The sequence below is a fragment of the Marinobacterium sp. YM272 genome, assembly GCF_050908845.1.
Lineage (GTDB): Bacteria > Pseudomonadota > Gammaproteobacteria > Pseudomonadales > Balneatricaceae > Marinobacterium_D.
In genome coordinates this window covers 77,785-92,325 of sequence record NZ_CP194171.1, presented here as the reverse complement: position 1 = coordinate 92,325, position 14,541 = coordinate 77,785, and the positions used below count along the sequence as shown (strand labels likewise).

The 14,541-nt window shown below is 56.5% G+C and carries 10 protein-coding genes and 5 tRNA genes; all 15 read left to right on the top strand.

Annotated elements, in window-relative coordinates:
• The 15 genes from ACQUQP_RS00500 to rpoC all read left to right on the top strand — a co-directional run bounded on the left by ACQUQP_RS00500 (position 1) and on the right by rpoC (position 14,466).
• Positions 1–648: a hypothetical protein gene (locus ACQUQP_RS00500; RefSeq protein WP_432696874.1), complete on the top strand. Its 648-nt coding sequence runs from the start codon at positions 1–3 to the stop codon at positions 646–648.
• 24 nt (positions 649–672) lie between these two features.
• Positions 673–748, top strand: a tRNA-Thr gene (locus tag ACQUQP_RS00495).
• 22 nt (positions 749–770) lie between these two features.
• Positions 771–854, top strand: a tRNA-Tyr gene (locus tag ACQUQP_RS00490).
• Positions 855–908: 54 nt separating this feature from the next.
• Positions 909–983: transfer RNA gene (locus tag ACQUQP_RS00485), tRNA-Gly, on the top strand.
• Between the two features lie 11 nt (positions 984–994).
• Positions 995–1,069 (top strand) — tRNA-Thr (locus tag ACQUQP_RS00480).
• A gap of 90 nt (positions 1,070–1,159) precedes the next feature.
• A complete protein-coding gene (gene tuf / locus ACQUQP_RS00475) occupies positions 1,160–2,353 on the top strand; it encodes an elongation factor Tu (RefSeq protein WP_432696863.1) in 1,194 nt (397 codons plus the stop codon).
• Between the two features lie 63 nt (positions 2,354–2,416).
• Positions 2,417–2,492 (top strand) — tRNA-Trp (locus tag ACQUQP_RS00470).
• Between the two features lie 60 nt (positions 2,493–2,552).
• Positions 2,553–2,921: a preprotein translocase subunit SecE gene (secE, locus tag ACQUQP_RS00465; RefSeq protein WP_432696873.1), complete on the top strand. Its 369-nt coding sequence runs from the start codon at positions 2,553–2,555 to the stop codon at positions 2,919–2,921.
• A gap of 9 nt (positions 2,922–2,930) precedes the next feature.
• The gene (gene nusG / locus ACQUQP_RS00460) at positions 2,931–3,473 is read left to right on the top strand and encodes a transcription termination/antitermination protein NusG (RefSeq protein ID WP_432696872.1); all 543 of its coding nucleotides are present in this window, start codon (positions 2,931–2,933) and stop codon (positions 3,471–3,473) included.
• Positions 3,474–3,578: 105 nt separating this feature from the next.
• Positions 3,579–4,013 (top strand): 50S ribosomal protein L11, encoded by a 435-nt coding sequence (gene rplK, locus ACQUQP_RS00455; RefSeq protein WP_432696871.1) that lies wholly within the window; start codon positions 3,579–3,581, stop codon positions 4,011–4,013.
• Positions 4,013–4,708: a 50S ribosomal protein L1 gene (gene rplA / locus ACQUQP_RS00450; RefSeq protein WP_432696870.1), complete on the top strand. Its 696-nt coding sequence runs from the start codon at positions 4,013–4,015 to the stop codon at positions 4,706–4,708. Before rplK ends, rplA begins: the two co-directional genes overlap by 1 nt.
• 242 nt (positions 4,709–4,950) lie before the next feature.
• A complete protein-coding gene (gene rplJ, locus ACQUQP_RS00445; RefSeq protein WP_432696869.1) occupies positions 4,951–5,445 on the top strand; it encodes a 50S ribosomal protein L10 in 495 nt (164 codons plus the stop codon).
• A gap of 67 nt (positions 5,446–5,512) precedes the next feature.
• Complete coding sequence (gene rplL, locus ACQUQP_RS00440) at positions 5,513–5,884, top strand: 50S ribosomal protein L7/L12 (RefSeq protein ID WP_432696868.1); 372 nt, start codon at positions 5,513–5,515, stop codon at positions 5,882–5,884.
• Positions 5,885–6,054: 170 nt separating this feature from the next.
• Entirely contained in the window at positions 6,055–10,158 is a 4,104-nt protein-coding gene (rpoB, locus tag ACQUQP_RS00435; RefSeq protein ID WP_432696867.1) for a DNA-directed RNA polymerase subunit beta, read from the top strand.
• Between the two features lie 81 nt (positions 10,159–10,239).
• Entirely contained in the window at positions 10,240–14,466 is a 4,227-nt protein-coding gene (gene rpoC, locus ACQUQP_RS00430; RefSeq protein ID WP_432696866.1) for a DNA-directed RNA polymerase subunit beta', read from the top strand.
• Positions 14,467–14,541: the final 75 nt, after the last annotated feature.

Below are 14,541 nucleotides of genomic sequence, written 5' to 3'. Positions count from 1 at the left end.
ATGTTGGTGCGTTGGTTCTTTCTGTTGCTGTTGCTGGCGAATGCGCTGCTCTTCTTCTGGTATGCGCAGCGCCAGGCCGCGGCGCCCCGGGTTGTGGATAATGCAAGGGTGGAGGTAGGCGATCTGCGTCTTCTCTCTGAGTTGCCGGCCGGTGAGCGGCTACCCGCTCGGGCGCGTGTCTGTTTCAGTTATCAGCCGCTGAATTCTGCAGCCGATGCGCAACGGCTGGTAGCGATGCTTGAATCCGAGCCGGTATCCGCCAGTGCTGCACGCCTTCCGGCCGAGGTGGTTGGCTGGCGACTGGATCTGCCGCTGCCTGCGGATCCGGCGCGACGGATCGCATTGCTCGATGCGCTGGCGCGTGAAGGCTGGGTGCCTGAAAGTCGCGGTGCAAGCCTGTCGCTGGGTCGCTTTGACAGTGTTGAAGCGCTTGACGCGTTTCGGGCGCTGCTTCCGGAAGCGATAGCTGAGCGTGCGACGCGCGCCGAGATCAGCGCTGAGAGCGGGCGTTGGGCGGTGCGTGTAGAGCATCTGGCTGGCTATAAAATATCCAGTGAAATCAAACAGCTTGTTGCCAGAAGCTGGCCTGGAATAAAAGTTGAAAAAAATGCTTGTGAAGGGGTTGCATCACCCCGGGGCGATCAGTAAGATACGCCCCACTTCGCTGCCAAGGCCGGTATAGCTCAGTTGGTAGAGCAACTGACTTGTAATCAGTAGGTCCGGGGTTCGACTCCTCGTGCCGGCACCAGTTGAGACAGCGAAGTGGTAGTGGTGAGGTTCCCGAGTGGCCAAAGGGATCAGACTGTAAATCTGACGCGCAAGCTTCGGTGGTTCGAATCCACCCCTCACCACCATCAACTGCTTCAAGCACATACCCCGTGCATGAGGTGGTTAATCAGCTGGCATCGGCGGGTATGGTATAGTGGCTATTACCTCAGCCTTCCAAGCTGAAGAGGCGGGTTCGATTCCCGCTACCCGCTCCACATGTTGTTGTGCTCATGTAGCTCAGGGGTAGAGCACACCCTTGGTAAGGGTGAGGTCGGCGGTTCAAATCCGCCCATGAGCTCCAGTTTTACGAAAGGGTAGATATAGTGATATGTCTGCCCTTTTTCGTATTTGGCGACCCTGGTAATCATTGCGAACAGGTTGGGAACTTGAGATGGCTAAAGAAGCGTTTTCTCGTAGCAAGCCGCACGTAAACGTCGGCACTATCGGTCACGTTGACCATGGTAAAACCACTCTGACCGCTGCGCTGACTCGCGTATGTTCAGAAGTTTGGGGCGGCGCTGCCGTTGCCTTTGACGGTATCGACAAAGCACCGGAAGAGCGTGATCGTGGTATCACCATCAACACTTCTCACGTTGAGTACGAGTCTCCGATTCGTCACTACGCGCACGTTGACTGCCCGGGACACGCCGACTACGTCAAGAACATGATCACCGGTGCTGCCCAGATGGACGGCGCGATCCTGGTATGTTCTGCTGCCGACGGCCCCATGCCGCAGACTCGTGAGCACATCCTGCTGTCTCGCCAGGTAGGCGTTCCTTACATCATCGTGTTCCTGAACAAGGCTGACATGGTTGATGACGAAGAGCTGCTCGAGCTGGTCGAAATGGAAGTGCGCGAGCTGCTGGACAGCTACGACTTCCCGGGAGACGACACTCCGATCATCATCGGTTCTGCCCTGATGGCGCTGAACGGTGAAGACGACAACGAAATGGGTACTACCGCTGTCAAGAAGCTGGTTGAAGCCCTGGATTCATACATCCCTGAGCCGGAGCGTGCCGTTGATCAGCCGTTCCTGATGCCGATCGAGGACGTATTCTCCATCTCTGGTCGTGGTACCGTTGTTACCGGTCGTATCGAGCGTGGCATCCTGAAGACTGGCGACGAAATCGAAATCGTTGGTATCAAGGACACCACCAAGACTACCTGTACTGGTGTTGAGATGTTCCGCAAGCTGCTGGACGAAGGTCGTGCAGGCGAGAACGTTGGTGCGCTGCTGCGTGGTACCAAGCGTGACGAAGTTGAGCGTGGTCAGGTCCTGGCTAAGCCGGGTTCCATCACTCCGCACACTGGCTTCGAAGGCGAAGTTTACGTACTGAGCAAAGAAGAAGGCGGTCGTCACACTCCGTTCTTCAAAGGCTACCGTCCGCAGTTCTACTTCCGTACTACCGATATCACTGGTGCGGTTGAGCTGCCGGAAGGCGTTGAGATGGTAATGCCGGGCGACAACGTCCAGATGAACGTTACCCTGATCAACCCGATCGCGATGGAAGAAGGTCTGCGCTTCGCCATCCGTGAAGGTGGTCGTACTGTTGGTGCTGGCGTGGTTTCAAAAATTACTGCCTAATCTGATATTTAGTGTTGCCAAGTGGTAGGGAGGTGCCTATAATGTGCCTCCCTATTACGCAGTAGGCCAGTAGCTCAATTGGCAGAGCAGCGGTCTCCAAAACCGCAGGTTGGGGGTTCGATTCCCTCCTGGCCTGCCATTCCTTATCTGGGATGGCGTCACGTAAAGCGCAAGCTTTCACCTTTTTGAGGCTCCTAGCGTGAATTCTAAAGTGACTTCCGAAGGATCAAAACTAGACGCCCTGAAGTGGTTTGTCGTTATCGCTATCGTGGCGGCAGGCGTTGTCGGTAATTCGGTATTTTCCGGCGAGTCGCTGCTTTATCGCGTGCTGGCTTTGCTGGCTCTCGCGCTGGTGGCGGGTTTTGTTGCCTTTCAGACGGCCAAAGGTCGTGCGTTCTTTCAGCTCTTCAAGGAAGCGAAGAACGAGATTCGCAAAGTAGTATGGCCGACGCGCCAGGAAACACTGCAGACCACTGCTATCGTTGTTGTTGCGGTGCTGATCGTAGGGCTGTTGCTCTGGGGTCTGGATTCGCTGCTGGGTTGGCTGGTATCCGGCGTTATAGGTTAAGGAGATAGCATGGAGACCGAAAAGAAACGCTGGTACGTGGTGCATGCCTACTCCAACTATGAGAAGAAGGTAAAGGAAGCGCTGATCGAAAGCGTTAACCGTCACGGAATGCAGGATCTCTTTGGAGATATCCTGGTGCCGACCGAAGAAGTGGTTGAGATTCGTGATGGCAAGAAGCGTAAGTCGGAGCGTAAGTTCTACCCCGGCTATGTGCTTGTGAATATGGTCATGAATGACGAGACCTGGCACCTGGTGAAAGATACGCCGCGCGTGTTGGGCTTTATCGGTGGTACCGCGGACAAGCCGGCCCCGATTACTGAAAAAGAGGCTAACGAGATTCTGCAGCGCGTCGAAAGCGGTGTGGATAAGCCGAGGCCAAAGACCGTCTTCGAGCCGGGCGAAATGGTGCGTGTTATCGATGGCCCGTTCGCCGACTTCAACGGTGTTGTTGAAGAGGTCAATTACGAGAAAAACCGCCTTCAGGTGGCGGTGCTTATCTTCGGGCGTTCTACGCCGGTTGAGCTGGAGTTTGGTCAGGTCGAAAAAGGCTGATCAAAAGCGAATTTTATGGGGAGGGTGATCGCGCTTGCGTGGTCGCCCTCTTGTTGTGAGAAAAAGGGGAGCCGAAAGGCGTTTGCACCCTGAGGAGTAGCTTAAATGGCTAAGAAAATCAGTGCTTATATCAAGCTGCAGGTAAAGGCTGGTCAGGCTAACCCGAGTCCTCCAGTAGGTCCGGCCCTGGGTCAGCACGGTGTTAACATCATGGAGTTCTGTAAAGCGTTCAACGCCCAGACCCAGAGCATGGAAGCCGGCCTGCCGGTTCCGGTTGTTATCACTGTATACAGCGACCGCAGCTTTACATTTATCACCAAGACTCCGCCGGCGTCTATCCTGCTGAAAAAAGCGGTAGGCCTGAAGAGCGGTTCTTCCCGTCCGAACACCGAGAAGGTTGGTCATGTGACTCGCGCTCAGCTTGAAGAAGTTGCGACCGCTAAAATGCCTGACCTGACCGCTGCTGATATGGATGCGGCTGTTCGCACCATCGCTGGTAGCGCGCGTGCCATGGGTCTGACTGTAGAGGGTGATGAGTAATGGCTAAGCTGACTAAGCGCCAGAAGGCGATCCGCGAAAAAGTTGAAGCGGGCAAGCTGTATTCAATCGACGAAGCTGTGGCTGTTCTGGCTGACGTATCTTCAGTCAAGTTCACCGAATCCCTGGATGTTGCGGTTAACCTGGGTGTTGACCCGCGTAAATCCGACCAGGTAGTTCGTGGCTCTACTGTACTGCCGCACGGCACCGGTAAAGAAGTTCGCGTTGCTGTTTTTGCTCAGGGCGATAACGCCGAGAAAGCAAAAGCTGCAGGCGCAGACATTGTTGGCTTTGAAGACCTAGCTGAACAGGTTAAAGGCGGCAATCTGGACTTCGACGTTGTTATCGCGACTCCGGACGCTATGCGTGTTGTTGGTCAGCTGGGCCAGATCCTTGGTCCGCGCGGCCTGATGCCGAACCCGAAAGTCGGCACCGTTACCCCGGATGTTACTACCGCGGTTAACAACGCCAAGGCTGGTCAGGTACGTTTCCGTACTGACAAGAACGGCATCATCCACTGCTCCGTTGGCAAGCTCGGCTTCAGCGAAGTAGCAGTTAAAGAGAACATCGAAGCCCTGATCGCTGATCTGAAAAAGCTCAAGCCGTCCAGCGCTAAAGGTGTTTATCTGAAGAAGGTTACCCTGTCCACTACCATGGGTCCGGGTGTCCTCGTAGATCAGGGCTCTCTGGGTATCTGATCTCTTGAGTCCGCTTGATTGCGGACTCTGTAAAGGTTTTTTGAGGGTCTTCGTGACCTCTGTGACAGAGACGAAGGCCGTCAAAGACCGCAGGTGGCAGAGCTGCTTGCAGTGTCTGCCTTAATGGGCCAACCAGCCTGCGCAGACGGTGAGATTCACGCGTGAATCGAGACCACCGTACTCAGCCTCGCGTAAGCGGGGTGGTTGGTAATAAGTCGAAAGACTCAATCCAGGAGTAAATTGTGGCATTAGGACTCGAAGACAAAAAAGCGATCGTCGCTGAAGTCCAGGAAGCTGCCAAAAATGCGCTCTCTGCTGTCGTTGCGGATTCCCGTGGCGTAGAAGTGGGCGATATGACTGCACTGCGTAAGCAGGCGCGTGACAACGGTGTATGGCTGAAAGTCGTTCGTAACACCCTGGCACGCCGCGCAGTTGAAGGCACCGATTACGAGTGCCTGTCTGGCAACTTCGTCGGTCCGACTATCATTGCTTTCTCTCAGGAACACCCGGGCGCTGGCGCTCGCATCCTGAAAGACTTTGCAAAAAGCAATGACAAGCTCGAGCTGAAAGCTGCCGCCTTTGAAGGCGCAGTTGTGGACATTTCCGTACTGGCTAGCCTGCCGACTTACGATGAGGCACTGGCTAAGCTGATGAGCTGCATGAAAGAAGCAGCTGCTGGCAAGCTTGTACGTACTTTGGCTGCTGTTCGCGATCAGAAAGAAGGAGAGGCCGCGTAACCTGTACTTATATATGTACCAGGCGCGTCCCTTCACGATTTAACGCACGTTTATAGGATTTTAGAAAATGTCTCTGTCTAAAGAAGATATCATCAACGCAATCGCTGAAATGTCTGTCATGGACGTTGTAGAACTGGTTTCTGCAATGGAAGAAAAATTCGGTGTTTCTGCTGCAGCTGCAGTAGTTGCTGGCCCGGCTGGCGACGCTGGTGCCGCTGCTGAAGAGCAGACTGAATTCGACGTTGTCCTGACCGCTGCTGGCGATAAGAAAGTCAACGTTATCAAGGCTGTCCGTGGCGCTACCGGTCTGGGCCTGAAAGAAGCGAAAGAAATGGTTGACGGTGCTCCGGCTACCATCAAAGAAGGCGCTTCCAAGGAAGAAGCCGAAGAACTCAAGAAAGCACTGGAAGAAGCCGGCGCCTCTGTTGAGCTCAAGTAATCGCTTCGATGCGTTGCAAGCAGCTTAGTTCTGCTTAAAGGCGTATGGCTGGTGGCGGAATGCCACCGGCCTTTTTCCGTTATTTACAGACAGCAAATAAATAACGGTATAACAGTCCGCCAATCTGGTGGCTGGCTTCTCAACCTAGGTGCACATGCTGGGGAACACTGATGGCTTATTCATATACTGAGAAGAAACGTATACGCAAGGATTTCGGTAAGCTGCCGCAGGTAATGGATGTGCCATATCTGCTTGCGATCCAGCTCGATTCCTATCGCAAGTTTCTGCAAGCGGGCTCCGAACAGGCGCAGGGGCGCAAGGACGAAGGGCTTCACGCTGCATTCAATTCTGTATTCCCGATCGTTTCCTATTCCGGAAACGCTGCGCTGGAATACGCCGGTTATCGCCTCGGTGAGCCCGTATTTGACGTCAATGAATGTCAACAGCGTGGTGTAACCTATGCTGCTCCGTTGCGCGTTAAAGTACGTCTGATTATCTATGATCGCGATTCATCCACCAAGGCGATCAAGGATATCAAGGAGCAGGAAGTCTACATGGGCGAAATGCCCCTGATGACTGAGAACGGTACCTTTGTCGTTAACGGTACCGAGCGCGTTATCGTATCGCAGCTGCACCGTTCTCCCGGTGTGTTCTTTGACCATGACAAGGGCAAGACCCATTCGTCTGGCAAGCTGCTTTACTCCGCCCGAATTATTCCGTATCGCGGTTCCTGGCTGGACTTCGAGTTCGATCCGAAGGACGCTCTGTTCGTTCGTATCGACCGTCGCCGTAAGCTGCCGGCAACTATTCTGCTGCGCGCACTGGGCTACCAGGCCGAAGAGATCCTCGATACCTTCTTCGTGACCACCGGCTGGACCCTGGATGGCGATCAGATCTGGATGGACCTGATCCCCGAGCGTCTGCGCGGTGAAACCATGACCTTCGAGATCAAGGATCCCGAGGGCAAGACCATTGTGGAAGCGGGTCGTCGTATCACGCCGCGCCACATTCGCCAGATGCAGCAGGCGGGTATGCAGCAGCTGAATACACCGGCTGAATACCTGATCGGCAAGGCGCTGGCAAAAGACCTGATCGACCCGTCCACCGGTGAAGTGTTTGCTCCATGCAACACCGAAGTGACCGAAGACCTGATCGCCAAGATCCAGGCGGCCGGCATCGATCGCGTTGAGACTCTGTACACGAACGATCTCGACTGTGGTCCGTTTATCTCCGATACCCTGCGTATCGACCCGACCCGCAACCAGCTGGAAGCGTTGGTCGAAATCTATCGCATGATGCGCCCGGGCGAGCCGCCGACCAAAGAGTCCGCGGAAGGTCTGTTCGAGAACCTGTTCTTCTCTGAAGAGCGTTACGACCTGTCTGCGGTTGGTCGTATGAAGTTCAACCGCCGTCTGGGCCGTGCTGAAGAGACCGGTTCCGGCATCCTGGACAAGGATGACATCCTGGCGGTCATGAAGACGTTGATCGAGATCCGTAACGGTCAGGGCGTTGTCGATGATATCGACCACCTGGGTAACCGTCGTATCCGTTCCGTCGGTGAAATGGCCGAGAACCAGTTCCGTGTCGGTCTGGTCCGTGTTGAGCGTGCGGTGCGCGAGCGTCTGTCCATGGCAGAAGCCGACAACCTGATGCCGCAGGATCTGATCAACGCCAAGCCGGTAGCTGCAGCAATCAAGGAATTCTTTGGTTCTTCCCAGCTGTCCCAGTTCATGGACCAGAACAACCCGCTGTCAGAGATCACGCACAAGCGTCGTGTCTCTGCGCTTGGTCCGGGTGGTCTGACCCGTGAACGTGCCGGCTTCGAGGTTCGAGACGTACACCCGACCCACTACGGTCGCGTCTGTCCGATCGAGACCCCTGAAGGTCCGAACATCGGTCTGATCAACTCGCTGGCGGTGTTTGCACGCACCAACGATTACGGCTTCCTGGAAACGCCGTACCGTCGCGTGACCGACGGCAAGGTAAGCGACGAGATCGATTACCTGTCTGCGATCGAAGAAGCGAAATACGTAATCGCCCAGGCGTCTGCGGCGATGAACGAGAACATGGAGCTGACCGACGAGCTGGTAGCTGTCCGTCACCTCAACGAATTCACCGTAACGCCGGCTGAAAACGTTCAGTACATGGACGTGTCTCCGCGCCAGGTGGTATCCGTTGCGGCATCCCTGATCCCGTTCCTGGAACACGATGACGCGAACCGCGCACTGATGGGTTCCAACATGCAGCGTCAGGCGGTTCCGACCCTGCGTGCCGAGAAGCCGCTGGTGGGTACCGGTCTTGAGCGCAACGTGGCCCAGGACTCCGGTGTCTGTGTCGTTGCCCGTCGTGGTGGTGTGATCGAGTCTGTCGACGCCAGCCGCGTAGTTGTACGTGTACGTGATGAAGAGGTCGAAGCGGGCGATGCCGGTGTCGACATCTACAACCTGACCAAGTACACCCGTTCCAACCAGAACACCTGCATCAACCAGCGCGCCATCGTGCGTCCTGGTGAAACCGTGCAGCGTGGCGACGTCATGGCTGACGGTCCGTCCGTGGATATGGGTGAACTGGCCCTGGGTCAGAACATGCGTATCGCGTTCATGCCGTGGAACGGTTACAACTTCGAGGACTCCATCCTCATCTCCGAGCGTGTGGTTCAGGAAGATCGCTTCACTACTATCCACATCCAGGAACTGACCTGTGTGGCGCGTGACACCAAGCTGGGGCCGGAAGAGATTACTTCCGATATCCCCAACGTGGGTGAAGCGGCACTGGCGAAACTGGATGAGTCCGGCATCGTGCACATCGGTGCGGAAGTCGGTCCGGGCGACATCCTGGTCGGTAAGGTGACGCCGAAGGGCGAAACCCAGCTGACCCCGGAAGAGAAGCTGCTGCGTGCGATCTTCGGTGAGAAGGCGTCCGATGTTAAGGACACTTCACTGCGCGTGAAGACCGGTACCCTCGGTAAGGTCATCGATGTCCAGGTCTTCACCCGTGACGGTGTGCCCAAGGACGAGCGTGCGCTCTCTATCGAGAAGTACGAGCTGGATGCGATCCGCAAGGACCTGAACGAAGAGCTGCGTATCGTTGAACAGGCGGTCTTCGAGCGTCTTGAGCGTACCCTCGTTGGCCTGAGCGCTGACGGCGGTGCCGGCCTGAAGAAGGGCGAAGAGATCACCTCCGAGTTCCTGCAGGGTCTCAAGCACTCCGAGTGGTTCAAGATCCGTGTCGGTGATGAGTCCGCCCAGGAGATGCTGGAACTGGCTCAGAAGCAGCTTGAAGAGCGTCGCGAGAACCTGGACAAGCGTTTCGAAGACAAGAAGCGCAAGCTGCAGACCGGCGATGATCTGGCACCGGGCGTGCTGAAAATCGTCAAGGTCTACGTCGCCACCAAGCGTCGCGTGCAGCCGGGTGACAAGATGGCTGGTCGTCACGGTAACAAGGGTGTTATCTCCGTTATCATGCCGGTCGAGGATATGCCGTACGACGAGCATGGCGAGCCGGTGGATATCGTGCTGAACCCGCTGGGCGTACCGTCCCGTATGAACGTCGGTCAGATCCTGGAAACCCACATGGGTATGGCCGCTACCGGCCTGGGTCGCAAGATCAACGCCATGCTGGAACAGGAGCGTGCCAAGGCTGAAACCGTCAAAGAAGTGCGCGGTTTCCTCGGCGAGATCTACAACGGCGTCCACGGTGAACTCGAGTGCTCCCGTAAGGAAGCGCTGGATAACTTCAGCGATGAAGAGATCATCGAGCTGGCTCACAACCTGAAGCGCGGTGTACCGCTGGCAACACCGGTATTCGATGGCGCCAAGGAAGCTGAGATCAAGGCACTGCTGCGTCTGGCTGATCTGGATGACTCCGGTCAGTTCACCCTGTACGACGGCCGCACCGGCGATAAATTCGACCGTTCGGTGACTGTCGGCTACATGTACATGCTGAAGCTGAACCATCTGGTCGACGACAAGATGCACGCGCGTTCTACCGGTTCCTACAGCCTGGTTACCCAGCAGCCGCTGGGTGGTAAGGCGCAGTTCGGTGGTCAGCGCTTCGGTGAGATGGAGGTCTGGGCGCTTGAGGCATACGGCGCCGCCTACACTCTGCAGGAGATGCTGACCGTTAAATCGGACGACGTGAACGGCCGTACGAAGATGTACAAGAACATCGTCGACGGTGATCACCGGATGGAGCCGGGTATGCCGGAATCGTTCAACGTGTTGATCAAGGAGATCCGCTCTCTCGGTATCGATATCGAGCTTGAGAGCGAGTAAGTCCTTAACGATCACCAGCCGGCGCCCCTCGGGAATAGAGTGGGCGCCGGCGCTGAGAACTCCGCGTAGGAGCTATAGACAATGAAAGATCTGCTGAATCTGCTGAAGTCCCAGGGCCCGTCCGACGAGTTTGATTCCATTCGAATCTCGCTGGCCTCGCCGGAGATGATCCGTTCCTGGTCTTACGGTGAAGTTAAAAAGCCGGAGACCATCAACTACCGTACCTTCAAGCCTGAGCGTGACGGCCTGTTCTGTGCCAAGATCTTTGGCCCGATCAAGGACTACGAGTGCCTGTGCGGTAAGTACAAGCGCATGAAGCACCGCGGTGTTATCTGTGAGAAGTGTGGCGTCGAAGTGACCATGACCAAGGTGCGTCGTGAGCGCATGGGTCACATCGAACTGGCATCTCCGGTTGCGCACATCTGGTTCCTGAAATCACTGCCGTCCCGCATCGGTCTGATGCTGGATATGACGCTGCGTGATATCGAGCGCGTGCTCTACTTCGAGTCTTTTGTCGTTATCGATCCGGGCATGACTACGCTTGAGCGTGGCCAGATGCTCAACGACGAGCAGTACTTCGAAGCGCTGGAAGAGTTCGGTGACGAGTTCGACGCCCGCATGGGTGCCGAAGCGGTCCGCGAACTGCTGATCTCCATCGACCTGGAAGAAGAGATCCAGCGTCTGCGTGAAGAGATCCCGCAGACCAACTCTGATACCAAGATCAAGAAGCTGTCCAAGCGTCTGAAGCTGATCGAAGCCTTCCACAAGTCCGGCAACGATCCGCGCTGGATGATCATGGAAGTGCTGCCGGTACTGCCGCCGGATCTGCGTCCGCTGGTACCGCTGGACGGTGGTCGTTTCGCGACCTCCGACCTGAACGACCTGTATCGCCGTGTGATCAACCGTAACAACCGTCTGAAGCGTCTGCTGGACCTCAATGCGCCGGATATCATCGTGCGCAACGAGAAGCGTATGCTGCAGGAATCTGTTGACGCGCTGCTGGATAACGGCCGTCGCGGTCGTGCCATCACCGGTTCCAACAAGCGCCCGCTGAAATCCCTGGCTGACATGATCAAGGGTAAGCAGGGTCGTTTCCGTCAGAACCTGCTCGGTAAGCGTGTCGACTACTCCGGCCGTTCCGTTATCGTGGTCGGTCCGTACCTGCGTCTGCACCAGTGCGGTCTGCCGAAGAAAATGGCGCTGGAACTGTTCAAGCCGTTCATCTTCTCCAAGCTTGAGCTGCGTGGCTACGCCACCACCATCAAGGCTGCCAAGAAGATGGTTGAGCGCGAAGAGCCGCTGGTCTGGGATATCCTCGACGAAGTTATCCGCGAGCACCCGGTCCTGCTGAACCGTGCCCCGACCCTGCACCGTCTCGGTATCCAGGCGTTCGAGCCGGTACTGATCGAAGGTAAGGCGATCCAGCTGCACCCGCTGGTGTGTGCGGCATACAACGCCGACTTTGACGGTGACCAGATGGCTGTTCACGTACCGCTGACGCTGGAAGCCCAGCTGGAAGCGCGTGCGCTGATGATGTCCACCAACAACATCCTGTCTCCTGCCAACGGTGAGCCGATCATCGTACCGTCCCAGGACGTGGTACTGGGTCTGTACTACATGACCCGTGAGCGCGTTGCTGCACCGGGCGAAGACATGAAGTTCTCCGACATCAAGGAAGTGCAGCGCGCCTACGGTGCCGGCCAGGTTCACCTGCAGGCCCGTATCAAGGTACGTATTCCTGAAGTGATCCGCGATATCGAAGGCAACGTTGAAGAGCGCTACGGACTGCAGGAGACCACCGTCGGTCGTGCCATGCTGTTCGATATCGTGCCTGATGGCCTGCCGTTCGAGCTGGTCAACCAGCCGATGAAGAAAAAGGCGATCTCGCGTCTGCTGAACGAGGCTTACCGTCGCTGCGGTCTGAAAGATACCGTTATCTTTGCTGACCAGCTGATGTACATGGGCTTCCGTCAGGCGACCGTCTCCGGTGCTTCCATCGGTGTTAACGACTTCGTTATTCCGGACGAAAAGGTCGGCATCATTGCTGAAGCTGATGCTGAAGTTAAAGAGATCGAGCGTCAGTTCGGCGACGGCCTGGTAACCCAGGGCGAGAAGTACAACAAGGTTGTGGATATCTGGTCCCGCGCGAACGAAGTGCTGGCCAAGAAGATGATGGACAACCTGAAGGTCGACCTGGTCACCAACGCCGAGGGCGAGACCGTAGAGCAGGAGTCTTTCAACTCCGTCTACATGATGGCCGACTCCGGTGCCCGTGGTAGTGCTGCCCAGATCCGTCAGCTGGCCGGTATGCGTGGTCTGATGGCGAAGCCGGACGGCTCCATCATCGAGACGCCGATCGTGGCGAACTTCCGTGAAGGTCTGAACGTACTCCAGTACTTCATCTCGACCCACGGTGCACGTAAGGGTCTAGCGGATACGGCACTTAAAACCGCGAACTCCGGTTACCTGACCCGTCGTCTGGTTGACGTGGCCCAGGACGTGGTTATCACAGAGACTGACTGTGGTACCGACGCAGGCATGGTGCTGCAGCCGCTGATCGAAGGCGGTGACATCGTTGTGCCGCTGGGTGAGCGAGTGCTGGGTCGTGTGGTTGCTGAAGACGTGCTGAACCCGGCGGGTGATGACACGCTGATTCCGGCTGGCACGCTGATCGACGAAGCCTGGGTTGCCCGTCTCGAGAACGAAGAGACCTACAGCAGTATCGATGAGATCAAAGTACGCTCTCCGATCAGCTGTCAGTCCCGTCACGGTATCTGTTCCGCCTGTTACGGTCGTGACCTGGGTCGCGGTCATCAGGTCAACATCGGTGAGTCTGTCGGCGTTATCGCGGCACAGTCGATCGGTGAGCCGGGTACCCAGCTGACCATGCGTACCTTCCACATCGGTGGTGCGGCATCGCGGGCAGCGGCTGTGGACAGCATTCAGGTTAAGAACGGCGGCGTCGTACGTCTGCACAACCTGAAGTATGTAGAGCGCACCGACGGTACTATCGTGGCAACCTCTCGCTCCGGTGAGCTGGGTGTGACCGATGAGCACGGTCGTGAGCGTGAGCGTTACAAGCTGCCATACGGTGCGATCATCAAGGTCCGTGACGGTAACAACGTTGATCCGGGTGCTGTGGTTGCCAACTGGGACCCGCATACCCACCCGATCATCACCGAGGTGGCCGGTCGTCTGCAGTTCGTCGGCATGGAAGACGGTATCACCATCAAGCGTCAGACAGATGAGCTGACCGGTCTGTCCACCATCGAGGTACTCGATGCCAAGGATCGTCCGCAGGCGGGTAAAGATATCCGTCCGATGATCAAGCTGGTCGACGCGGGTGGCAACGATGTGTACCTGCCGGGTACAGAGATGCCTGCGCAGTACCTGCTGCCGGCGAAGTCCATTGTGACCCTGAACGATGCCTCTGAAGTACAGATCGGTGACATCCTTGCGCGTCTGCCGCAGGAAGGCACGGTCAACAAGGACATCACCGGTGGTCTGCCGCGAGTGGCCGACCTGTTCGAAGCACGTAAGCCGAAAGAGTCTGCTGTACTGGCAGAGATCTCAGGTACCGTTACCTTCGGCAAGGAGACCAAGGGCAAGCGTCGCATCGTGATCACGCCGACCGACGGATCTGATCCGCACGAAACGATGATCCAGAAGTGGCGTAACCTGAACGTCTTCGAAGGTGAGACTGTCGAGAAGGGTGAAGTCATCTCCGACGGTCCGTCGAATGCGCACGATATCCTTCGTGTCCTCGGTGTTACCGAGCTGGCGAAGTACATCGTTGCCGAGATCCAGGACGTTTACCGCCTCCAGGGTGTAGGCATCAACGACAAGCACATTGAAACCATCGTGCGTCAGATGCTGCGCAAGGTTGAGATCACCGAAGGCGGTGACTCAAGCTTCATCCCGGGTGAGCAGGTTGAGTACGCGGCGGTTGTTGAAGAGAACGAAGCACTGGAAGCCGAAGGCAAGATTCCGGCGAAGTTCGAACGCATTCTGCTGGGTATCACCAAGGCGTCCCTGGCTACCGAATCCTTCATCTCCGCGGCCTCCTTCCAGGAGACAACCCGCGTACTGACCGAAGGTGCGGTGACCGGCAAGAAAGACTACCTGCGTGGTCTGAAAGAAAACGTGGTCGTGGGTCGTCTGATCCCGGCCGGTACTGGTCTGGCATACCACAATGAGCGCAAGCGCAAACGTGGTGTGCAGTCTGGTGAGGGCGTTACTGTCAGCGCGGAAGAAGTTCAGCAGGCTCTGACCGAGGCTCTGAACGCTTCCATGAACGACACTGAGTAAAAACTACTCAATATTTGACGCCGTGGGCCGGAATTGATTAAAATTCCGGCCCTTTCGTGACTGGGCTCGCATCAG